We start from the raw sequence: 24,143 nt of genomic DNA on the forward strand, positions 1-24,143 counted from the left end.
GCCGCACCCAAGCCGAGATGGGCATCGACCCCACGGCGAATCTGGAAAGGGCAATGACTGCCTACGATGAAGCCGCCGGGATTCGGCGCCGGTTGGGGTTAGACAAAGACCTCTCCTCTACCCTGACTAACCTCGGAGTTGCCCGCCGCACCCAAGCCGAGATGGGCATCGACCCCACGGCGAATCTGGAAAGGGCAATTACTGCCTACGATGAAGCCGCCGGGATTCGGCGCCGGTTGGGGTTAGCCCGCGACTTAGCAACAACCCTGAATAACTTTGGTTTTGCCTACCAAGCGAAATCTCGCCTCGCTGGGAACAATCCAACCCAGACACAACAAGCCCTAGAAAATGCCTACCGTAGCTTCCAGGAAGCCCTAGACCAGGTGGAATATCTCCGGGGTGAAATTGGAGCCGATAGTGAGGGCTATAAACGCAACTTTAATGAAGAATGGAACAAAGTTTATCGCGGCATGGTGGAGGTGTGCCTAGAGTTGGGCAGATACCAGGATGCCATTGAATATGTAGACCGCAGTAAAGCCCGGAACTTGGTGGAACTCATCGCTACCCGTGACGCTTATCCGGGGGGCGTGATTCCCGAGAACATCCGCCAACAGTTGCAGCAACTCAAAATCGCTATTTACCAGGAAGAACGCCGCCTGCAAGAGGAGGAAAACCCGGACAGGACTCACCTCAACCAACTGCGGCAACAAAAGCAGCAACTCGAACCCTACAAACCCCTGCATTTTCAGGCGATGCAAGAGTTACTGGATGAAGAAACGGCCATTTTGGAATGGTACATTTTGCCCGATAAATTCCTCACCTTCACCCTCACCGCCCAAAGTCTCAACCTCTGGACATCTTCGGAGGAAGACTTGAAAAACCTCATGGACTGGGGAAATGCCTATTTAACCGCCTACTATCAGGCAAAAGAACCCCTACACAAAGCGATCGCAGCCTTAAAAGCAGCCCGAACAGAAGCCGAACGGCAACAAGCAGAACGTCTGCTCAAAGAAGCTGAAGATATCTGGCAAAATCCCCTGGGGGAACGCCTGGAAGAACTCGCCCAAATCCTGCATCTGGATGAAATCCTGCAAAACCTGCGACAAAACTTCCCCAACTGCCAAAAACTAATCCTTATCCCCCACCGCTTCCTGCACCTGTTCCCCCTCCATGCCTTACCCGTTCATCTTCCCTCATTCCCCAACCCTCTTCTCCTAGATGGGGAGAAGGGTGCTAATTTCCCCTCTTCTCCCCTCTACCAAGTTGGGAGAGGGGCTGGGGGTGAGGGCAGTGAGGGCAAATTCCTCCAAGACCTCTTCCCCAAAGGTGTCACCTATGCCCCCAACTGCCAACTGCTGCAACAGGCCCAAAGCCGCCCCCGCTTGAACTTTAAGCGCCTCTTTGCTATCCAAAACCCCACGGAAGACCTGGGTTGGGCTGATGTAGAAATCGAAACCATCGGCACCCTCTTCCCCAACCCGGACATCCTGGAGACAGAAGAAGCCACTACCGCCAAACTCCTGGACCAACAACGCCAGGAACTCCTCCGCCAAACCCATCACCTGTACTTCTCCTGTCACGCTGCCTTTAACCGTAACTCCCCCCTCGACTCCGGCTTACTCCTGGCGGATGGAATTCTCACGTTAGAAAACATCATCGCCAAGCTGAACCTGAGCAATTGCAGCCTGGTCACCCTCTCCGCCTGCGAAACCGGACAAGTCGCCGTTGACCGAACCGACGAATATATCAGCCTCTCCAGTGGCTTTATCCTGGCGGGTAGCCCTAGCGTCCTGGTTAGCCTCTGGTCGGTCAATCAGGTTTCTACCGCCCTGCTGCTGATTAGAACCTACGAATTGCTGCAACAACAACCGGGTCAACTCGCCCAATCCCTGCAAAAGGCTCAAAAGTGGCTGCGAGAAACCACCGTCAGCGGCTTTGAACAATGGCGAGAAAAATGCCCCCTATTTTCTGACGAGTGGCGCGATGAATTACAACTCATTTTTGCACAGATGGGGGAAAATCAAGAGGAGGGGGTCAATCATCGCCCCTATCAATCCCCCTACCACTGGGCTGCATTTTGTATCCTTGGAGAAGGAGAACAAGCTATGGCTAGTGATGCCAAAAAAATCGCCGTTTTTACCGCCCTCCTGGAAGAAAATCCCGATAATTGGATTGCTAAATACGGGGAAAGTTTACTGGAATTACGGCAGCAACTGGGTGATGATGAGGAAAAAAATGCCGCCGCTATTGAAGGGTGGCTGCAACAGCATCAGAACTTATACGAACAATACACGGCTAAACTCGCCCCCCGTAAACGCAGTTTAAGCCTCAGTGGTGAAAAGGGCGTTTTTAAAACTAAACCCACTGGAAAGGATAACTCTTTAGCTGACCAAATTGAACAAGCGGTTAAAAACCCCACTAACCTAGGCAATTCCGAACCTTCTCCAGACCCAAACCGTGAAAAACCTCAGTCTTAGTCTCGCTGCTTTCCACCTGTGCCAATCCTTAGATGATGCACCGGATACCCACAGCCCAGATGCGGGTTTTTTGTGGGATGATTTGCGAGGATTTGCGGCAAAACTCGACTTTCCGGAACTCAAAAAGTTCACGGAACCGACGGACGCAAACCCAGAACATAACATCGATTTTGCAGGGATTAAAATCGCGGATATCTCCCTAGGGGGAAACCTCAGCACCTTTAAGATAAACGACACCTATTGTGCGGATTTAAACCTGTATTTTGCCGATGAAAAGGCTGATTTTTCCCCAGAAAATGTGGCGATATTTCAACCCCAAGCGTTAATCGATGTGAGGGCAAATCTGGGCAAGGTGCTATGGTTGATTGGTGAAAGTGAGGATTTAAATCAACTGGAATTGAGCAGCGCCAAAGAGTGGGCAAAAAACTTGTGTCCACAGGCTGAATATATGACGGAAGATAGGCTGTTTAATTGCCCGTTGTTTATCTTCGCGGCTGAGTCGGTGACGATTTTAATTTCCCTGGCTCAACCCGGTGCGGTAGACTTAAAACGCGCCCAAGATAATTACTATAATCTGCGGAATTTATTCTGGACTTATCAGAAAATTGTGGTGGTGGCGGGACTGGCGAAAGAGGGTTATCAAGGCGCTAGACACCTCTACAGTGAGCTGGAAGGCAAGGTAAAGGAGTTTAACCAGGTTTTCCGGTTGGAGACACCGGAGGAACGCCTAGAAAGGCTGGATGCACTGTTACAAAGCATTCCCCAAAAGCTACTGGACTATAACTGTAAATTGCGCGACCTCAAAGCACATTATACCACAACTGAGGTGAATTTGCAAAACTTTCAGAGGTCTCTGTCCCATATCCTGGCTGAAAAATCAGACGATCGCCTTTCCTACTGGTCAGATTTTGCCACAACAAAGGCTCCCCTGCGTCTCCAGCAAATCAAAACCTATATCGACTATCTCGAACCGGGTCAAGTGCTATTTAGCGATTTGATTAACAGCATTCGCGCGACGACTGAACTGGAACAAGCGAAAAGCGATCGCCAACGTCAACAAGCCGAAGCAGCCTACTACAAACAACAACAAGACGCTAACCAGGACTTACAAGACCATATCCAAGCCGTGGGTGTGGGAATTGCGGCGGGTGCGATCGTCGCTTCAACTTCGGGGTTAATCACCCAACCTTGGCGGTTGCCTAGTCGCGATCGCTTTTGGCTTTGGCCGCATCCGTTTATTATAGCATTGTTGGGGAGCATATTTTGTTCATGGGGTGCGTGGTGGGTGGCAGAGAAATTGATTAAAAAGGGACGACCAAAGGATAAGTGAACGGGGTTTGTCGGTGGGGGGGTCAAGAAACCCGGTTTCTTTGAGAAACCGGGTTTCTAGTCGTAGGTTGGGTAAAGCCAAGCGACACCCAACCCACAAAGTTTATAATCCGAAGGAGTTGGATGTTAGGAAAGAATTATGAGCATTTACTTGGGGATTGACATTGGTGCTAGTACCGTTAAACTGGGATTATTTGAGCCAGAAAAAGGGGTCATCGGAGAAAGGTTAGATCGTCCCAGCAGCGCCTCTGAGGGTCCCGACGCTACCGTAAATGTGATTCAAACCGCCACCCATGAGCTACTCGCAGCCAATGATCTACAATTCCAGGATTTAAAGGCGATCGGTGCTTGTTGTCCGGCTCCCATTGATGCCTCGGGAATGTGTGTTTATCCTACCAATATTGATCGCTCTTGGCAAGGGGTGAATATTGCCCAAAAACTCTCGGAGACTCTCCAGTTACCCGCTCTCCTCCTCAATGATGGAGACGCGGGCGCTTACCGGGAATACAGCATCCGCGAGGCTCAAAATCAGGCTTCTTCTGTCATGGCTCAGTTTATTACGGGAACAGGATTAGGCGGCGCTTTGATTGTCAACGGGAAAATCTGGTCGGCTCCGGCAGTTTCGGCAGAATTCGGTCATATTTGTATTGATAGCTCGGAAAATGCCGACCTGTGCGGATGTGGTGCGAGGGGATGTGCAGAAACGAGAGCCTCTTTATTGGGTCTGAGAAATATGGTTAAACACCGACAGGCTAAGGGGAATGTACCGGAAGCGTTACAAGGAGATCCCATGGAGGTGGCGAAAAACCTGCGTCGCTTGGGTCAAATGGATGAGCCTCTGTCGGATGTTGTGGCTATTTGGCAAGAGTATTTTACCAGCCTCGGTATAGCGGCTCGTAATGTGGTCAATACCATAGGCTGTGACCTGATTGTGATTTCTGGGGGAGCGCAAGAAAAGGAAAAAACGGCATCGGAGGGAGCATATCAACGATTCAAACAAGATGCGATCGCCTGGGTTCGTCAGGAAATTGACCATAGTTTCCCCCATCTCACCCAGACCAGGGTGGAATGGTCTATTGATACGCTCCCAGATAGTGCTGCTTACGGTGCGGCTCAATATGCGAGTGTAACCGCGAACTCGTAGACACCCAACAAATTCAGGTATTGGGGGGGGTGAAGAAACCCGGTTTCTCAAAGAAACCGGGTTTCTAGTCGTGATTTCACCCCACCTACAAATTATGCGATCGCTAAATGTACAGAAGTGGCGATCGCTTCTCGTTGTTGGGTATCATATCCCCATCTCTCCAAAAAGTCTTGATAGGGTCCCTCTCCCGTTTGGGAAGTTTCCAGAAGCTGCTGTAGTAAAGATTTGACTGGTGGTAAATTGAGGCTTTGAATTAACTCAATACAGCGCGATCGCACTAAGTCCGAACTCGCAGCCATATCCTCATTTTGGTGGCGATGATGATAGACTACCATGGCGGCGGACATCGCCAAATTTTTCACCAATAACTCCGAGACTATCTCAGGAGAAGATTCTAAGGCTTTTTGGATCTCTGGTGTCATTTGTTCAGGAATAGGGCGAGTATCCGTGAGGTAGGTCACAAAAAATCCCCTCGCCCCATTTTCCGAATGAACCAGTTTGGATATAGCCGCCGCCAAGTCTGAGTCCGAGATACTTCCCGCTTGGGATTGATCAATCAGAGATTGGGTAATGGCGATCGCATCTTCAAAGGTAATATTTTCCGGGATTGAGACAGAATAGATCATGATCGAACTAATTGAAATGTTTTGGGGTATTGCATAAGTTATGGCAATTATATCTTCTCACAATTCCCGCCCACATAAGCCAGCCCGCGAACCTTCATCTACCTATCAGGTGAAGCCACCAGCGGAGGAGTCCCTACTGATACCATCACCCACCTCTGAGGAAAAAAACAATCCCAAACCCGAAGAAAAAATTAGACCCCAACAACTAGCCGACTATATTGGTCAACGGGATCTCAAACAGGTATTGGAAATTGCGATCGCCGCTGCTAAGTCTCGCCGGGAACCCCTCGACCATTTGTTACTTTATGGACCTCCCGGACTCGGTAAAACTACCATGGCGCTAATTTTGGCAACAGAAATGGGCGTAAAATGCCAAATTACTACTGCGCCTTCCCTGGAAAAACCGAGGGATATTGCCGGACTTTTGGTTAATCAAAAACCCGGAGAGATTTTGTTTATTGATGAGATTCACCGCCTCTCTAAAATGGCCGAAGAAATCCTTTATCCTGCTATGGAAGACTCTCGTTTAGATATCACTATTGGTCAGGGACGTAGTGCGAGGACGCGCAGCATTCCCTTAAATAAGTTTACTATTGTCGGCGCAACTACCAGAATCGGTGCTTTGACTTCTCCCCTGCGCGATCGCTTTGGGTTAATTCAACGTTTGCGTTTTTATGAAGTTGATGAACTCGCCCAAATTGTCAACCGTACCGCTAAACTATTAAAAACTCCCATTACTCCCGAAGGTGCCTTAGAAATTGCCCGACGTTCCCGAGGAACTCCCCGAATTGCTAATCGTTTATTAAGACGGGTACGGGATTATTTGGAAGTCAAAGCATCCGGGGATATTACCGGAGAAATTGCGGCGATCGCCTTAGAATTATTTAATGTAGATCCCCTCGGTTTGGATTGGACGGATCAGCATTTACTCCGCATCATTATCGAAAATTTCAATGGGGGACCCGTCGGCTTGGAAACCCTAGCAGCAGCCAGCGGCGAAGATGCCCAAACCTTGGAGGAAGTCCAGGAACCCTATCTTATGCAAATTGGCTTTATACAGCGGACTCATCGCGGTAGAATCGCCACCGCTAAGGCTTGGCAACATTTGGGTTATGAACCACCACAAAAACAGCTTTCTTTGTTTGGTTAAATAACCCCCACAATCTCTATATTACCGCTACTCTCGCTTAACCTGACTCTCCTTCTCGAACCCCGCAACCACCTGATCAACTGTTAAGTTAGCCATCGGGATTTGCAACTCCTGCGAAATGCGATCTAGTGGTTTCATTGAGGACATAACCAACCGACTAAAAAAGCTGGTAAAACTGCTATCTATTTCTAGTTTATCATGGAGGCGGGTATCCTGCTCAATCCACTGGGTAATTTGGTCTAGAGTTACTGAGGCGATCGCACATTCTTGTTGCTGGGAAATTTCCCGTAAACAGCGCAGCGCATAAATAGCCAGACGGGTGGCAAACTTCTCCTTAGATGACAACAAAGCTGCATCTACCTTAACCGCTTCTTCTGGCGTTAAAAATTCTCTATCTGTCTGCATCATAATTAGATAATTACACTATTTCCACAAGATTGGGGAGGCCGCCAGTTAATGACTAATAATCAGATAACCACAACGATGCTCACCATTAACTAGCCAATGAGTCCGTTCTACGGTACAATCATATAGTACAGCCGCAAACATCTCTAACTCATGGCCGCAGACACTCGGAAAAGACTCAGCCACACTAGAAATCGCGCAGTTATGTTCTGTGAAAATATAGCGTTGCTCACCCGTGGCGACTTCCTCTTGAGTCTCTACGGCATACCACTCAGCCATATAACCTTCCCCTTGGCGAATTTCCGCCAATTTAGCTACGCGATCGCCTACTGGACCAGTCCCCACCCGTTGGCGATACTCCATGGCTTTTCTTTGCCACTGTTTGTGTAAAATCTGGCTAACCTGTTCGGGTCCCACGGTTTCAGCCAAAGTATCCAGGAAAGAAATTGCAAATTGATCATAACTATTCGGAAAGCGATCGCGTCCCTGACTGGTTAGGCGATAGATATGTTGGGGCCGTCCCATCCCTATCTGTACAGACTCATAATTGATCAACCCCGACCCCTGGAGATCCTTGAGATGCCGACGGGTGGCTTGGGGACTGATATCGAGAGCCTCCGCGAGTTCCTGAGCCGTAGCCTGATGACGTTTCAGAAGATATTGGAGGATGTCCTGCTTAGTCGAATGCTGTTGGGTCGTGGTCATCATGTTCACAAAAATTCAAAAAATTTTGGCTTTGACAATACAGTTGTTGCTAATGTAACCTAAAATAGACTTAAATAACAAATAGGTTGTTTAAGTCCCAGACAGTGGGACTTGGGATCTGCCATCCCGTGGGAGTTTGTCCAGGTGATGAGCCGGGACACCAGACCGTAAACCAAACCAACACAAGAGAACACAAGATATATGAGTGCTTCAGTCAAAACCCTAGTTAACCAGCCCTATAAATACGGCTTTGTTACTGATATTGAGTCCGACACCATCCCCAAGGGGTTGAGTGAAGATGTGGTGCGGCTGATATCAGCGAAAAAAAATGAGCCGGAATTTATGTTAAATTTCCGTCTCAGGGCTTATCAGCAGTGGCAGAAAATGGCTGAACCCACCTGGCCCCATGTTCACTATCCCCCCATTGACTATCAAGACATTATCTACTATTCCGCCCCCAAAGTAGAGAAGAAAAAAGGCAGTTTAGAAGAAGTAGACCCGACCCTAATAGAAACCTTTGAGAAATTAGGGATTCCCCTATCCGAACAGAAACGGCTGGCTAATGTAGCAGTGGATGCCGTCTTTGATAGTGTGTCCATTGCCACCACTTTTAAAGAAAAACTCGCCGAAGAAGGGGTAATTTTCTGCTCAATTTCCGAAGCCGTAGAAAGCCACCCAGAACTGATTGAGAAATATTTGGGGAGTGTAGTTCCCGTCGGTGATAACTACTTCGCCGCCCTCAACTCAGCCGTGTTTAGTGATGGTTCCTTCGTGTACATTCCCAAAGGGGTTAAATGTCCCATGGATCTGTCTACTTATTTCCGCATTAATAACGGTGAATCTGGGCAGTTCGAGCGCACCTTAATTGTAGCAGAATCTGGCAGTTCTGTCACCTATTTAGAAGGCTGTACCGCCCCCATGTTCGATACCAACCAATTACACGCCGCTGTCGTCGAATTGGTCGCTTTGGATAATGCCACCATCGAATATTCTACCGTGCAAAATTGGTTTGCTGGGGACGAAAACGGGAAAGGCGGAATTTATAACTTTGTCACCAAGCGGGGACTCTGTAAAGGCGTAAATTCTAAGATTTCCTGGACTCAGGTAGAAACCGGGTCAGCCATTACTTGGAAATATCCTAGTTGTGTGTTGGTCGGTGATAATTCCGTCGGAGAATTTTACTCCGTCGCCCTCACCAATAACTGTCAACAGGCTGATACCGGAACCAAAATGGTTCATATTGGCAAAAATACCCGCAGCACTATTATTTCTAAAGGTATTTCGGCGGGTCGGTCTGCGAATAGCTATCGTGGCTTAGTGAAAATGGGTCCGAAAGCTGTGGGGGCGCGGAATTATTCCCAGTGCGACTCTATGTTAATTGGCGACTGTGGACAGGCTAATACTTTCCCTTATATTCAAGTCGAAAATAGTACCGCCAAGGTAGAACATGAAGCCTCGACTTCTAAAATTGGGGAAGACCAATTGTTTTACTTTACTCAACGGGGAATTTCTGAGGAAGATGCTGTGTCTATGATTATCAGCGGCTTCTGTAAAGATGTGTTTAATAAATTACCCATGGAGTTTGCAGCCGAAGCCGATAAACTGCTGAGTCTGAAACTAGAAGGCGCTGTCGGTTAAACTATCTATTTCCCTGGGAGATGGTGGGGTTTCCTGTTGAAAACCCCCTAACCTAATTACGTCAGTTAATCACTAACACCAATCACACACATTTAGAGGTTGAGAATGATTCAAGAAAACAGTCCCGTGATTTTGTCCGTTAAGAATTTAACCGCTACCGTTGATGGTAAGGCGATTTTAAAAGGCTTAAACCTGGAAATTAAAGCCGGAGAAATTCACGCCATCATGGGTCAAAATGGGTCGGGAAAAAGTACCTTTTCTAAAATCTTGGCCGGACATCCAGCCTATGAAGTAACTGGGGGTGAAGTCACATTTTTAGGACAAAATCTCCTGGAATTAGAATCAGAAGAACGCGCCTTAATCGGTCTGTTTTTGGCTTTCCAATATCCCATCGAAATCCCTGGGGTTAGTAATCTCGATTTTCTGCGGGTGGCTTACAATTCCCAACGGAAATATCGGGGCTTAGATGAGTTAGATGTGTTTGATTTTGAGGATTTAATCCACGAAAAATTAGAGGTGGTGAAAATGCGTCCAGAGTTTCTGGAACGTAGCGTTAATCAAGGCTTTTCTGGGGGTGAAAAGAAGCGTAATGAAATCTTGCAGATGGCTTTATTAGAACCGAAATTAGCCATTTTGGACGAAACTGATTCCGGCTTGGATATTGATGCGCTGAAAATTGTCGCTAATGGTGTGAATCAATTGGCTAATGCTGAAAATGCCATGCTGGTGATTACTCACTATCAGCGGTTATTGGATTACATTGTCCCTGATTATGTTCATGTCATGGCTGATGGCAGAATTATTAAAACTGGTGCTAAGGAATTGGCGATCGAGTTGGAAAAACAGGGCTATGATGATATAATTGAAGCAGCCACAGTGGGGGTGTAGTTAATGATTCATATTCAAGAAAAACCAGAACTTTCCTATTTGAATCAGTTACTTAATCGGGTAAGGGGTTCTCTTCCAATTCCGGCGAGTTTCCCTTTGGAAAGAAACATTGCCGAACAATTACAAAATATTCGTGATAATGCCGCCAGTTGGGTTAAGGAATTAGCTATTCCTACCCGTCGCCATGAAGATTGGCGATTTACCGACCTTTCCGCTTTGTTGGAATTGCCTTTTCAACCAGCCACAGCGGTAGAACTTTCCCGAGACGAGATTTCGCCTTTAATCTTACCGGAAGTTAAAGGGACTAGGTTGGTTTTTGTGAATGGTTTTTACTCCCCCCAACTGTCCTGTTTAGATAATCTTCCTGATGGAGTATTTGTCGGCAATTTAGGACAACTCGATAAACCATTATCCGATAAGTTGGGGAACTACCTAACTCAACAACCCGACAGCCAGGAAGTTTTTACCGCCCTCAATACTTCCTCTTTGGCTGATGCTGCGGTGGTCTGGGTTCACCAAAATCAAGTCATTGATACCCCCATTCATCTGCTATTTATTTCCCTCAGTAGCAGCCAACCTGTAACCAGTCAACCTCGGACTTTAATTGTCGCTGAACCCGGAAGCAAAGCCACAGTAATTGAACACTACGCCACCGCGAATATTTTGGGTTGTTCAGACCGCACCCAAAAAACTCCTTATTTCACTAACACAGTGACAGAGTTATGGGTTGGTGACAATGCCGAATTACAACATACTCGCCTTCAACGAGAATTGGCTTCATCTTTCCATATTGGTCGCACTGTAGTTTCCCAAGGGCGTTCTAGCCGTTATACTGGTAACGCCATTAGTTTGGGGGCGAAATTGTCTCGCCATAACTTCGATATTCACCAAACCGCTGTGGGAACCGAAACTCAGCTTAATGGTTTAACTCTGGTCAATGGTCAACAGGTCGCTGATACCCATAGCGCCGTATTTTTGAACCATCCCCATGGTGTCATCAATCAATTACATAAAGCTATTGTGGATGACCGCGCTCATGCTATATTTAATGGTCGGATTGTGGTTCCCCAAGCGGCACAAATGACTGATGCGACTCAACTGAATCGTAATCTGTTGTTATCGGCTAAAGGGCGGGTTAATACCAAGCCTCAATTAGAAATTGTAGCTGATAATGTCAAATGTGCCCACGGCGCAACTGTTAGCCAATTAGAAGCGGATGAGATTTTCTATCTGCGGAGTCGGGGACTGGATGAAAAAACCAGCCGTAACCTGTTAATTGATGCTTTTGCGGCGGAAATTTTAGAGAAATTGCCTTTGGTTTCTCTCAAGCAAATTTTATCCCGCTGTGTGGCTTGTCGCACTGACGAAGGGGAAATGTAAAGGGGGTTACAGCTTGTTCACCAGTCGCTTAATACATTGCCCTCACCCTAAATCTGGATCCCAGAAAGAGAGAGGGACTTTGAGAGGTGATAAGATGATTTATGAACAGGCTGTAAGGGGGGGATTAATTCTTGATGATTAATCAACTATCTCCCCTCACCTCTGCTATCTTGATGATGGGGGAATTACCAGAGATGCTTTAATGGTTACTGGTTGCCAATTGCTAGATTTAGGGATTAGACAAAATGACACTTATTAAAGAAAAAACACTAGGACAAAAGGTGCGGGGAGATTTCCCCATTCTACATCAGGAGGTGAACGGACATCCTCTGGTTTATTTGGATAATGCGGCTACTTCTCAAAAACCCCAGGTGGTTTTAGATGCTATCCAAAACTATTATCAAACATATAATTCTAATGTTCATCGGGGTATTCATACCCTTAGCGCTAAGGCGACTGATGAATATGAAAAAGCCCGCCAAAAGGTGGTTGAGTTTATTAATGCTGATTCCTACCAGGAGATTATTTATACTCGTAACGCCAGCGAAGCCGTGAATGTGGTTGCCTATTCTTGGGGGTGGGAAAATCTACGGGCTGGGGATGAGATTATTTTGTCGGTAATGGAACATCACAGTAACTTAGTCCCTTGGCAAATGCTGGCTAAGAAAACTGGGGCGGTGATTAAGTATGTGGGATTAACGGCTAACCAGGAGTTCGATTTTGAGGAGTTTAAAACCCTCATTTCCCCTCAGACTAAGTTGGTGGCTGTCCTGCAAATGTCTAATGTTTTGGGCTGCATTAATCCGGTGAAGGAAATTACGGAAATTGCCCATCAATATGGGGCGAAGGTGTTGATTGATGCCTGCCAAAGTTTACCACATTTACCGATAAATGTCAAGGAAATTGATTGTGATTGGTTAGTGGGTTCGGGTCATAAAATGTGTGGTCCGACGGGGATTGGTTTTCTGTATGGTAAGCGGGAAATACTGGAGTCGATGTCGCCATTTTTGGGGGGTGGCGAGATGATTGGGGAGGTGTCGTTAGAGGGTTTTACCTGTGGGGAATTACCCCATAAATTTGAGGCGGGAACTCCGGCGATTGGAGAGGCGATCGCTTTAGGTGCAGCCCTGGATTATTTAATGAAGATTGGCTTGGATAAAATCCACGCCTACGAACAGGAATTAACGGCTTATTTATTCAAGAAATTAAGTGATGTTCCCGAAATTACTATTTATGGACCCCCCCCAACGGCTGAGGGTAAAGGACGGGCGGCATTAGCATCATTTTCAGCGGGAGAAATTCACCCTAATGACTTATCAATGCTGTTGAATGATTCGGGGGTGGCGGTGCGTTCAGGACACCACTGCACCCAACCTTTACATAAGTATCTAAAGGTTAATTCTACGGCGCGGGCGAGTTGTTATTTTTACAATACCCATGAGGATATTGATGCCTTTGTGGTGGCGTTGAAAGAGGCGATCGCTTTTTTTAAGCAGATGTCTTAATCTTAGCTAAGGGCTTCATAATGGAAGCCTTGGAATTCAGGCGATTTGATTCTCCTTGGTGATCAAATCGCCGATTCCATCTTAATCCATTAATTCCTAGGCTTGAAAAAGTCTGCCCCAACCAGTTCCGGGTCCTTCTGCCGTCCAACGATAGGTCATTTCATATTTGCTGTAAATTGCACCCTTACCATTTTCAACCGCTCCGGTGTAGCAATCATTAAGAGAACCATAAGGATCATTAACAACAAAATCCCCGTTTTCAGTGCGCCCCCGGACAACAATCATGTGACCGCCACAAGGATGTTCCGTCGTCCCCCGATGATAAATACCAATCACAACAGGACGCTTCGCTTCTAGTTCTCGATAAACATCATCAAAATCCAGATCGGTGTGCCAAGTGCTTTTCAAACCAAAATCTGATAAGGCTTGGGTTTGCACTGTATGATCGGTGGTATCTCCATATTTAAAAACCACTTCTAAGTAGATATCATCTCCAGTGGTTCCGAGTAAAGTTCCCGGCTTGAAATATTCTAAACACATGGCACAAGACGATGAATTACAAGTTCTTTCTGGATCTCGATAGTTGTCAGTTTGCGGAAACCAAGGAACAGGTAGTAAAATTTTATCGGGTTTAATCTGGAGATTCTGATTGTATATCTCTACATCTCTGCTGTGAACAAACCAAGTATTTTTTACCTTAAATGATTGACCCCAAAATGCAACTTTCAGGTAATCTCCGGTTTGGTACGCATAGGAGTGAACCGGATAAACACTTTGTTCTTTAATTTCGACTTGTTGATCGCTTGAGAGTTCGGAAAGGTCTTCGATGACGGTGCGGAGGGTTGTGGTGTGGATAAATTTAATCTTCACAGCCACTTCTGAATTGGCAGGTTCTGAATTGGCAGGAGAGGAGGCTATTGGGCGCGACTCTGTCACTTTACAGGCTTTGTTATAATATTGGTGACGATCTTCTAAGCCATTGTAACCCCCGTTGACTCTTAGGGTAATTTCTTCCACGGTTGCGCCGCGATCGCACAATTCATTCATGCGGTTATTGTGCCACCAAAATCCGGCACTGGTAAACGGATAATGCTCCGCCATATAATCGCAACCTTCCATAATTTTGGCATCGCCCAGCGCATCGCAGAAGGCTTTATAATTGTTTCGTCCGGTGAAGCGCCCCCGAACCTTTGTATTTTGGGCCGTCACCAGAACAAGTATTTCCCCAATCGCTGCGCCCTTCCAAATAAGACCCATCACTGAGTTCTTTTAACCACTTCAATCCCCCGGATTCGTGGGCAATTTTACTGATAAAATGACAGATTCTAGGGGGGGTATTGATTTGATAAAAATGCAGACAACGATTCAGATCTGCTAGTTCATCTTCACGGATAAAATTACCAAAAATCGCCTTGCCTTCTGGCTGAGTAATCAATGGCTCTTCCGCCCCTTCTGGCATTACCGATGGCAGTCCATCCCCATCTTTACTAAAGGCATAAAAGGTTCCACTATTGGCGGCTAAAGTGACCTTAATATGTCCATTTTCAGCAGGTTCAAATGCTTAAACTTCGTAGGTTTTTCCCGCCGTAACCGCGACCATTTGATCAGGTTTCAGTTCCGAGGACTGGATAGGCAGTTTTTGGAATTTGGTATGGGCTTTGGCGACAATTGTTTTCATGGTTATTTGCAGGTTTCAGATTTGATTTCATGGAAATAACGAATTGAAACAAAGGATTCTGAATTTGGGCATTTTGCAATTATTATCGATAGGATGAAAACATTTATATTGTCTAAATATTCATTGTGATCAGCCTGGGATTTTGTCAAGATCGCAGATAAAAAACCCAACCAGAGCAACATTAAAAGATTGATTGGCTATTTGGTTGATATGTCTCATATTTTCTCTCTCCTTTTTTAGTCATAATTGGTAGGTATTGAATTGCTCCTATGTTGTCATAATTTCCATTTTTTTGATATTTTCCTCTCTCGCATAAAATCCATGATTATAGAAAAATGTTACGCCACCTGTTAAACTCAATAATAGGGCATATACGCAGAAAATTATATACCAAGTTTTACTCACTTTGCGCCTTAATTGTTGCTGATAATTCCACAATTAAAAATCTGCATTAAAATCATCATATTCAGGAGGAAGTAAAAATTTGTCTTCTGGATCAAGATTCTTCATGGCTTCATCTCAAATAATTGTAAATTTATTGTTTTTGTTTGACAGTGGCGGACAAAAAAGAAACAATAGAACCCAAGACAATATTGAAAGACTGGGAAGCAATATTATTTTCGTCTTGATAAGTTTGGGCATCCTCTAGCAGAAGTTCTGCCACCCAATTCATTTTTTTTGGGGAGTCATAATCGCGAGTTATTTGGGCAACATTTTCTGGAGTTTTCGCAAAATAATTATTGCTAAAAAAGTTGATATAACCAGTCGCAAAAAACAAAATCATGTAAGTGGTGAGGATGGCGTACCAAGTTTTACTCATTTGTGTTGTTTGATTTGGGGTGAATGGTTGGTAATATTGTCAATATGAACGGTGGGCGATCGCCAATTAACGGTGGGCGATCGCCAAGATTTACCTCGACGAATGCTCAATGTAATTTGATAAATTGTGGGATTGCATCTCGCACTGGCACCCCTGGCTTCTGATCATAGACTTCGCCACAATCGAGAAAGCATTTCGCCGCCTCGATCAACTCTTGGCAATTTTCGGGATTGTCAATTTCTTCGCCAATCTTTTGATACTTTTGATATTTTTTAAAAATATATCGATTGTGGGGCTTTTCGAGGAGCGATCGCAAACGACCTGGCTGCTTTTCCACTTGCAAGCGATCGTTGAGATCGAAATCCAAACGTAATATATCACTCCCAACACTATCCAGAATTTGATTGCCAATATCTTCGGAATTTTGGGAAGCAGGATTTAAGAAGATGTCCGGTAGATGCTGAACCCAACCCAGAGAACTCCATCCCTTGATTTCTTCATAGCTGTAGGGACAAGTGGTGTTGCCAGTTCCGATGGAGAGTACGGCAATATCTTTTAAAGTTAATCCGTTATTTTTTTCCAGCAATAAAGCGGGGTATGCCTCATTTGCTTGAGCCAGTTGACCGCCGCTAATGTTAATCACATGGGCACCTTGTTCAAGGGCTTGATTGATTTGGCGTGCCAGGTCTAGCTGGGAAAGAGAATCTGGGCGGCGATCGGAAAATACTGGCAAAATTAGACCGCGACAACCCGGAGCGATACGGTTGAGGCGGTGATTTTTTGATGTTTTGGATTTTCTGTTAATATCTTTCGTAATTTCTCAAATTAATTAATCGATTCTATGTCCCCAAAAAAGGTGCGATCGGACCGGAACATTTTCCAGAAATTACCAGGCGATCGCACTCATGCAAAACGGTGGGCGTTTAGTAAAATCAATTCACCAGTTTGGCGAGGGAACCTGTGGCTACTCCCGCTTCCTCTTTCAGCACAGTCACTGGATGGACACCACCCAGCTTTTTCCGAGCTTTTCGATCACCTTGCGAACCTTTAAAACCTTGCACATTAGGATTGGTGCATACATATTCCCCCAAAGGGGCTAGGGTTCGGCTATTACCGCGACTTCCTACCCATCTGACTGATCGATTAGACCTCTGGCTTTATCTACACCCCTAAAACGCGGATTGAATTCAATTTCGGAAAATTTTGAGTTATGGTATTTTCCCAAATGAAGCCCCATCAAAAAAGGGAGCGATCGCCCCCCTTTTGACTAAGTATGATCAGGGCGATCGCTTAGTAAAATAGTGCTGTTAACCCCAAATATTCACGATATCAGGTGAGAGAATACCAATTGCTTTCGCCCAGGTATCATCAAACAATTTACCAACTCCTATCTCATGTTTTTGAGTCCAATCTTTGACAAACCAAAATTGGTAGTCAGCCGCAATTTGAAACAGATGGAGATCGCTGGCAGCTTGAATGTATAAGGAACCGTAGCGATTTATCGCTTCCAGAACAATTGGATGGTCAAATTTACCTTTAAGCACCGTTTCTTCGTCAGGTTCTTTGCGGGTATCAATGGCAATTTTGGGTTTTTCAAGAGCTACCTTGTTCATTTCCTCTTTCCATTTCTCAGCCGAGTGGTATCGGGGACAATTGTTTTGATTGTCAATTTCAATTGGTGAGGAAATCGCCTTTTCTGCTGCGGCTAGTTGACTCTTTTTATCTTGGGGGCGAAACTGACTGCCACTTGCCTGAGAAAATAAGCTACATAACTCAAGAAAAGCATGGTTGTATTCCGTAGGATTATCACGCTCTAATGACCATGCACTTTTGGGACTCCAGCAGGGTTTATAGCGATATTTAACGAAGCTGTAATCGGGAAAATGTCCCATCCATCCATGTCCTACATAGCAGGGAGGTACATTGGGAGCAGCTTGCAAATTTTCATGAGATGTACAAGACAGCTTGACTTTTTTCCAACTCTGACCCATATCTTGATACTCAATATTTTGCCAAACATCATTTTTGAGCCAGGAATTGTCAATATCCCAGTAAGTATTGATTACATGATCAAGGGCGCACCAATCTTGGTGGGCCCAAGTATCTCCAATAACATGAGCCCTAACCCCCAACAAAAGCAATCCAAAGCGTTTGAGAATAGACTCCTTATTTGCAGAACTTAATAAGGTCTTACCACCAGCAGATTTGATCAGAATGTTTTCCAAACGGCTTGAATCAGTGAGACAGCGAATTGTGTCTTTGATCATCGCTCTAGACAAAGCACTTTGTGGCCGATTGAGCAACTTACCAATGTCCGGAGTAATTTTGCTCTTAAGGCTCGAATCAGGATCTATTTCCCGTAGGTGATAGTCAGGTAATAAGGCAGCAACATCTTTTCCATGGACATCGATCTTAGTTGGTGTACCAACAGGGTCATTATAGTTTCCAGGAGGAAAGTGAAATGATGCCCATAACCCACTACTTCCACTGGCTCCGGTACTCAAGGTGCCTTGAAATGTGTAACGAGGATAATCGACTTTGGCGATCACATTATAATCTCGCTCTAAAGATTTTTCGGTATTGCTGACAATATGCCAGTATCCGGCATATTTTTCATTGCTCAAAAAATCGATGAAATTAGAGGCTGTAGCAATAACAGTTGCATCCTTTTGACTATAATTGCCGCCGATTCTAGCCGCGTAGTAAGTTCCATAATAATGAAAATCTTGATCCACAATATTTACCTCTTGAGAGTGGGTGATACTTGTGTATTTACATTCTCAAGACGATTGCTATCTTCAATTTATGAATTTTGCCAATTATCAGGTGTGGCTTTGAACATGGCTAGGATTTTTCGCGAGCTATCGAGTTTTTATACTTTTGATGGTTAATATACATTCAGGCTAGATTAAATCTCTGGTTTGTACCAATCTCACCCGCGTAGTTAAGTCAATATCGGCTACAATTGTAGCCGATCGCCGTTTGGTAAATTTCAGTGAAAACTATTTAGTAACCACTTCATATACCCAGATGATTGATTCTCCTTCTTCTTGCATAAAAGCCCGAACTCTGACCAAATCATTGGAACATAATTTATCCGACGGGTCGTCCATCTCATCCCACACCTTCCGAGCCGGACCGTTACCATCTTGATGTATATTGCCGACTGCAATTTTTCGCTTACCAATGAGCGGCCAAGAAGCAGCAAATTGTATGAAACCCGATCCCCCTTTGAGCTTATAATTTACCCCAAAGGAAAAGTAATTACAGTCAAATTTACCGACCCCTAACTGCTCGGGTTGGATATCGCCAAGGGGCCAATTTTGCGAGTCATTATGGGATCCCACGCGCTCCAGGACATATTGGGTCTTGTTAATGACTTCAATGACATATTTTTTGTCGTATGTGACCAATCCTTTGATCTGATCGAAAGTTTAATTGACATCAATTGAAATTGAGCCGGTGACTGCCATGGTATTTAACCTTTAATAGTGGTGTTGACTTAGTTATAGCAGCCAACAGGAAATAGGGAACAGGGAATAGGGGTTCAAAAGAGTCCACCTCCCAGGTTTCAGGACCGTGGATGTCCTAAATGTTCTGGCTGCTACTATATTAGACGTTTGAGGGGGGTGATCTGTGAATTTTGCGAATTATCAGGGGTGGTTTTCCGAACCGCGATCGCCATTCATACACCCGTCACTCTTCCTTGCAGTTTTGCCCGTTGTTGTGACTGCCTCGCCGCTTGTAAAATCTTGCACCAATCCCGATAAATTTGGGCATCCTCGCCAGACAGCTTGTAAGCCGTCTCCATTGCTGATGCCGCCTTCTGATATTGTCCGGCATGGAACAAACCCCAACCGTAGGAATGCCAACTCTTGGGGTTAATGGGGTGTTCCTCCGTTAACCGAGCCAAAATTTTGACTCCTTCCGCAAACTCCTCTCGGGCGATGTGATAATAAGCCAGTAACGCCAAACCCTCCACCGTAGTCATCCGTTGCCGTGCCGTGTCAATCATTTTTTTAGTCTGCTTCCCCTCCTTTTCCCATACCAAACCCATCCGGCAACGAGTCTCTATCTGTCGCTTGAGAACGTGACAATCGTCCGGGGCTAATTCCAGCATCCGCAGCAACCGCACCTCCGCTTCCCCGACATCCCCCAGAATCATCAAAGCATCGTAGCTGTCAATTAGCGCCACAATATCATTGGGATGAACTGACAAAATGTGATCAAATGTTCCCAAAGCCCCAGATATATCTTCTTTCTGCATCTGTAGCCGCCCCAATGCCAGCCAGTGCGTCATGTTGTCCGGTTCTAGGGCTGTGGCTGACTCAAAGGCGACAATGGCTGCTTCCAGGTCATGCCGACAGACGGCAATTAATCCGCCGAGATGCTGTTGAGTTGCTTCGTGGCGAACTTGGGATAAGGCTTTTTCATAAACTGCCACTGCGTCGGCTTCTTGCCCCATTAGCTGCAACATTTTCCCTAAGTTTAAATACACCTCAACCAATTGGGGTTGTCGCTCAATAACTTGGTGATACTCTTCGATTGCCCGTTGCCAATCACCCGTCGCATACAACAGATTCGCCAATTCTAGCCGCTTTTTCCATCCCGATGGATATTTTTGTATGTACTGATCTAAGGTTTTTAGCTTCTGGTTGATTCGGGTTGGTTTTTGGTCTAAAACCAAATACACATTTCTCTCACTCCCGGAAAGTAGGGTGACAGATACCATACATGAAAAGGTTTTTTTAGACATCTCGCTATTTGGTGGTGTTTGATTATTGCAGATATGCACCTGGTTATCCTTCGGTGTTCACAAGTCCAATCGATAACTGTCTATCACCGAATTATTTTGGGTGTTTGAATTTTCCAATTAAGTGGACTGATGCCGGTTTTTATAAGCCGCAAAACCAGGCAAAAAATGCCATGTATGAGACATTTGGTCTAGGCAGGTCGCGGTTAAGTGATAACTGACTACCACCGATTTACACTCGACACCAGATAAATCGTCGATTTTTGAGTCTTCTATTAACAAATTATTGGTGATGTAAAAACTCTCAGATAAAGTTGATTCAAAAGGATCTACCCCTGAAAGATAACTTCTCACCTTCTGGGCGAGAATATCTCGTGCCTGTTGAATGCGTTTGTAAGCATTGTCTCTGGAAATTCCGAGTTTTTCGGCGATATCTGGATAAGACAGTTCTCGGTCATAACGGAGAATGAAAGGGATGCGAAGCCGTTCAGGTAGTTGGTTGACAACACTCTGAATAAACTGCCTTAACTCATGCCTCAAAATTTGCGATTCTGGGGATTCACAACTACATAAAATAACATCTTGTGCTTGAATATATGAATCTTCTATGTTGTCGATACTGATTGATTTTCGGCGACGTTCTCGGTGAATATCTACGCATAGATTATGGGTTAAGCGGGTTAGCCAAGCTCGGAGATTCGTGATTTTTGGGGCGTATTTTGGTAATTTATCCCTGGCTTTTAACATGGCTAGACTGAGGGCTTCTTCCGCTTCCGTCCGGTTATTTCCCATCCAACTAATACAGCGATTATAAAGGTAGTTTTGATGGGACTGCCAGAGTAGCCAGAAGGCATTCATTTCCCCTTCTGAAAGACGATTTAATAGTTCTTGTTCTTCTGCCTGTTTCAAGGGTTGGACATCGTTTGCTTTCGGGGAACGATATCGCCTGATGGGGTCTTTAATTTCCATAAGAGGTACGAGGGATTCAAAACGTCAATGGTTTTGGCGATCGGAGCCTGGTTGGCTTCCATCTAATTTGCCTCCACCCTTTTATACCGGGAGGACAACGACAGTATATGCTCGTTTAGACCTTGGTAGATCAGTCCGAATTTTGATCAGGTTTTTGGCTCGTCTGTAATATGATACTCGATCGCTTGATTAAAGTCTATACCACTTATGTAAATTTTTTTGCTGAAAAAATCCCACATCCCAACAGGAAGTTCACTCGATATACTCTCAATCTGGTTGATCTGGGTTTTCACGGGGGAATGGATTGGGGGAACTTCCTACCCGGAAAATGATGGTAAAAATGTTGTCTGTCACCAACATACGATTCCCAAAGGCATCGTTACCATAATCATACTCTTGATGTTGCCACGATGCTGATAGCGTGGGACTGTTGGGCTGATTTTTCAGTCTCCAACTGATGGTGCTACCGTAAACCGACCGGCTGGAGGTTTTGTCGATGGGTGCGATATAACCTGATAAGGTGACGTTATTAACTGGGCGGACTGCTAATTCTATCAGTAGGCGATCGTCGTAGGAATTGGGGAGGATATCCCCGAAATAGTTGGTTAAACCCAGGGAAAATCTTTGCCAGTTTAAACGTCCCGATAACCCTAATTCGCTGGCGGGAGAAATGCTGACAACATCCCCAATGCGGGTTTCTCGGTCGATCGCATAATTGAAAAAACTCGACAGGATTAAATTCCTATTATTCCCCAGGCGAAACCTTTTGGAAGCATTCCCAAACACCTGGCTGTAATAGTCGCGATCGGGGTTGACATAGCCGATCGCACCCCCTCGAAAACTCCAGCCGTCCGTCGTGTTAAATGTATAGTCTGCCCCTAGGTAAAGTTTCACCATTTCCGAAGCAATAACCCCCGTATAGTAGCGGAAAATGTCTTGACTTCGCGTCCAGTTTCCGGTTAAACTAAGGTGAGGATAATATCGCCGTTGTTCTAGGTAAACACTTTGGCGGTTCAAGTTGACATCTTGCCGCAAAAAACTCAGATAAACTTGGGTGTAAAAGTTCTGTATATTCTCGGTGGAAAAGATGTCTTGATTGACCACAGACATTAACTGTAGATTATCGACATCTTCTCCCCCTTCCGCCCCCGCCCTCATAGCAATTTGGGGACCGGTCGCCCGGAAAAAAAGGCGATCGCGTCCGAAGCTGCGATCGAGAACCGGAGACAGCCCCAACCAGAGGCTGTGATAACTCGCCCCAGGAATTTCCCTCAAACTTCTGATATTGGGAGTCAAACTTTCCGCCCGCCCCAGACCAGCGGAATAAATCGTAAAACTACTGCTAGGTAAACGGGTATTATTAGCAGCAAAAAATAAGTTACGGTTAATGCTGGTATTCGGGGGATTTTCGCTCCCTTCCAGGTCAGGAATGAGGTCTGGTAAAAATTGTGCCCCCGCTTGGATAACCGTATTGAGACAGCGATTTTCATCATCCCCAAATAGGGTAAATCCGTAAATCGTGCGCCCCAAAACCGCTTGGGGATCGTTGGCTTTCACCACCTGTCGCACCCGGGAAAATGTGCCGGCGATGGTCAGGTCGATTTCTTCTTGGCGTTTAATTGTGCTTCTTTGGGATTGACTATTTCCCGGAAAAGTGCCAGAATTAGGAAAGTACAAATCTAGCCCAATCGGTTGGCTGGCGGTTCCCCCTTGAAAACCGGGAAGCTGCATAAAAGCTAAGGTTTCCGGTGCCAAGACATCCCCCACCTGTGAAGTTTGCAGAACCCGGGTTGGCACAAAAAAGTCGGGGTCGATGCTGTTGCGATCGATGACCAACCCCGGCATATAAGTACATTGTTGGTCACTGGGAGCATCAGGTAAAAAACAAGCCCCCGTCAAACTCATTTGAATTTCCAAACCGTTCATGGTTTGGGGTTCCGTGGTGGTGGTGGTTACTCGCCTTTCCAGCGGCACCGTCCGCAGTTGCAAGTAACTCCCCCGCTGGTCTACCCTGTAAATATTAGTTCGGCTAAGGCTTTCGATAATCTCCGCGTGGAGTTTGAACGTACCATCTAAAACCATGTCGCTATTTGTGGTATTAGCGAAGGCTTGCACGCCGCTCACCTGCCATTCGGTCAGGTGGCTGATGGGGATATCATTAAGGGTTAAAGTAGTGGTAAAGGCGCTAATTTGGTCGTTAGGAGCCACGCGAGGGGGGATGATATAGTCCGGGTCTGACGGTGGCGGAGAAGGTTTGGGGGTTTTATTCAATCCGGGGTCAGGTATCGCCCATGGGAGGGGAGTTTGTGCCAAGGCTGCGGGAATGGCAGTGAGGTGGAGGACAGCTAAGGCAACGACAAAGCTACAGTTGTGTATCTTCACAGATTTCCGAGTTAGTTGAGGGACAGTAGGGGTATATGTTTACCCACAGCGTGTTGGGTTCCCCCAAGGGGGTTCTGAGAAACCCGATTTTTGGGAAAAACCGGGTTTCTTGGCTGAGGAAAGGGGTATATGTTTCCCCAGGGGGTGTTGGGTTCCCCCAGGTAGGTGCGATCGCTCTCCAGTAGTAGGTTGGGTGGAGTGCAACGGAACCCAACAACGGGTATATGTTTCCCCAGGGGGTGTTGGGTTCCCCCAGGTAGGTGCGATCGCTCTCCAGTAGTAGGTTGGGTGGAG

Annotated in this window: 21 protein-coding genes; 8 read left to right on the forward strand and 13 right to left on the reverse strand. The window is 45.8% G+C overall.

Annotated elements, in window-relative coordinates; genetic code table 11:
* The 3 genes from P5683_RS11635 to P5683_RS11645 form a co-directional block, all read left to right on the forward strand.
* On the forward strand, positions 1–2,477 hold a 2,477-nt coding region (locus P5683_RS11635; RefSeq protein WP_315669446.1), incomplete at its 5' end, for a CHAT domain-containing protein.
* A complete protein-coding gene (locus P5683_RS11640; RefSeq protein WP_315639926.1) occupies positions 2,458–3,807 on the forward strand; it encodes a hypothetical protein in 1,350 nt (449 codons plus the stop codon). The genes P5683_RS11635 and P5683_RS11640, both read left to right, overlap by 20 nt.
* A 138-nt stretch (positions 3,808–3,945) precedes the next feature.
* Positions 3,946–4,950 (forward strand): ROK family protein, encoded by a 1,005-nt coding sequence (locus tag P5683_RS11645; RefSeq protein ID WP_006620657.1) that lies wholly within the window; start codon positions 3,946–3,948, stop codon positions 4,948–4,950.
* A gap of 92 nt (positions 4,951–5,042) precedes the next feature.
* Here the strand turns inward: P5683_RS11645 and P5683_RS11650 are convergent, their stop codons facing one another.
* Complete coding sequence (locus tag P5683_RS11650; RefSeq protein ID WP_315639923.1) at positions 5,043–5,576, reverse strand: hypothetical protein; 534 nt, start codon at positions 5,574–5,576, stop codon at positions 5,043–5,045.
* 40 nt (positions 5,577–5,616) lie between these two features.
* On the opposite strand from P5683_RS11650, the gene ruvB reads away from it, so the two are divergent.
* A complete protein-coding gene (gene ruvB / locus P5683_RS11655) occupies positions 5,617–6,726 on the forward strand; it encodes a Holliday junction branch migration DNA helicase RuvB (RefSeq protein WP_006620655.1) in 1,110 nt (369 codons plus the stop codon).
* Between the two features lie 27 nt (positions 6,727–6,753).
* On the opposite strand, the gene P5683_RS11660 is transcribed toward ruvB, so the two are convergent.
* Complete coding sequence (locus P5683_RS11660) at positions 6,754–7,134, reverse strand: hypothetical protein (RefSeq protein ID WP_006620654.1); 381 nt, start codon at positions 7,132–7,134, stop codon at positions 6,754–6,756.
* A gap of 45 nt (positions 7,135–7,179) precedes the next feature.
* Positions 7,180–7,839 (reverse strand): iron-sulfur cluster biosynthesis transcriptional regulator SufR, encoded by a 660-nt coding sequence (sufR, locus tag P5683_RS11665; protein WP_006620653.1) that lies wholly within the window; start codon positions 7,837–7,839, stop codon positions 7,180–7,182.
* 198 nt (positions 7,840–8,037) lie between these two features.
* On the opposite strand from sufR, the gene sufB reads away from it, so the two are divergent.
* From sufB to P5683_RS11685, 4 genes are all read left to right on the forward strand, one after another.
* Positions 8,038–9,474: a Fe-S cluster assembly protein SufB gene (gene sufB / locus P5683_RS11670; RefSeq protein WP_006620652.1), complete on the forward strand. Its 1,437-nt coding sequence runs from the start codon at positions 8,038–8,040 to the stop codon at positions 9,472–9,474.
* Between the two features lie 105 nt (positions 9,475–9,579).
* Positions 9,580–10,362, forward strand: a complete 783-nt coding sequence (gene sufC, locus P5683_RS11675; RefSeq protein ID WP_006620651.1) for a Fe-S cluster assembly ATPase SufC — start codon at positions 9,580–9,582, stop codon at positions 10,360–10,362.
* Between the two features lie 3 nt (positions 10,363–10,365).
* Complete coding sequence (sufD, locus tag P5683_RS11680) at positions 10,366–11,742, forward strand: Fe-S cluster assembly protein SufD (RefSeq protein WP_006620650.1); 1,377 nt, start codon at positions 10,366–10,368, stop codon at positions 11,740–11,742.
* 245 nt (positions 11,743–11,987) lie between these two features.
* Positions 11,988–13,247 (forward strand): SufS family cysteine desulfurase, encoded by a 1,260-nt coding sequence (locus P5683_RS11685; protein WP_006620649.1) that lies wholly within the window; start codon positions 11,988–11,990, stop codon positions 13,245–13,247.
* A gap of 96 nt (positions 13,248–13,343) precedes the next feature.
* On the opposite strand, the gene P5683_RS11690 is transcribed toward P5683_RS11685, so the two are convergent.
* From P5683_RS11690 to P5683_RS11735, 10 genes are all read right to left on the reverse strand, one after another.
* On the reverse strand, positions 13,344–14,348 hold the full coding sequence (locus tag P5683_RS11690; protein WP_231296409.1) for a C39 family peptidase: 1,005 nt from the start codon (positions 14,346–14,348) through the stop codon (positions 13,344–13,346).
* Between the two features lie 52 nt (positions 14,349–14,400).
* Positions 14,401–14,706: a hypothetical protein gene (locus P5683_RS11695; protein ID WP_006620647.1), complete on the reverse strand. Its 306-nt coding sequence runs from the start codon at positions 14,704–14,706 to the stop codon at positions 14,401–14,403.
* A 754-nt stretch (positions 14,707–15,460) separates the two neighbouring features.
* A complete protein-coding gene (locus P5683_RS11700; RefSeq protein ID WP_006670505.1) occupies positions 15,461–15,745 on the reverse strand; it encodes a hypothetical protein in 285 nt (94 codons plus the stop codon).
* Between the two features lie 106 nt (positions 15,746–15,851).
* Positions 15,852–16,478 (reverse strand): hypothetical protein, encoded by a 627-nt coding sequence (locus P5683_RS11705; protein ID WP_006620643.1) that lies wholly within the window; start codon positions 16,476–16,478, stop codon positions 15,852–15,854.
* A 574-nt stretch (positions 16,479–17,052) separates the two neighbouring features.
* Positions 17,053–18,480 carry a DUF6765 family protein gene (locus tag P5683_RS11710; protein ID WP_315639920.1) on the reverse strand — a complete coding sequence of 476 codons (1,428 nt, stop codon included), beginning with the start codon at positions 18,478–18,480 and terminating at the stop codon, positions 17,053–17,055.
* Positions 18,481–18,747: 267 nt separating this feature from the next.
* A complete protein-coding gene (locus tag P5683_RS11715; protein ID WP_006670504.1) occupies positions 18,748–19,158 on the reverse strand; it encodes a hypothetical protein in 411 nt (136 codons plus the stop codon).
* 272 nt (positions 19,159–19,430) lie between these two features.
* Positions 19,431–20,501, reverse strand: a complete 1,071-nt coding sequence (locus tag P5683_RS11720) for a tetratricopeptide repeat protein (protein WP_223064829.1) — start codon at positions 20,499–20,501, stop codon at positions 19,431–19,433.
* 117 nt (positions 20,502–20,618) lie between these two features.
* Positions 20,619–21,467: an RNA polymerase sigma factor gene (locus tag P5683_RS11725; RefSeq protein WP_315639917.1), complete on the reverse strand. Its 849-nt coding sequence runs from the start codon at positions 21,465–21,467 to the stop codon at positions 20,619–20,621.
* Positions 21,468–21,734: 267 nt separating this feature from the next.
* A complete protein-coding gene (locus tag P5683_RS11730; RefSeq protein WP_006670502.1) occupies positions 21,735–23,849 on the reverse strand; it encodes a hypothetical protein in 2,115 nt (704 codons plus the stop codon).
* A gap of 11 nt (positions 23,850–23,860) precedes the next feature.
* The coding region (locus P5683_RS11735) for a hypothetical protein (protein WP_315669447.1) at positions 23,861–24,143 on the reverse strand (283 nt) is incomplete at its 5' end.

This window comes from Limnospira sp. PMC 1279.21 (assembly GCF_032349615.1).
Lineage (GTDB): Bacteria > Cyanobacteriota > Cyanobacteriia > Cyanobacteriales > Microcoleaceae > Limnospira > Limnospira fusiformis.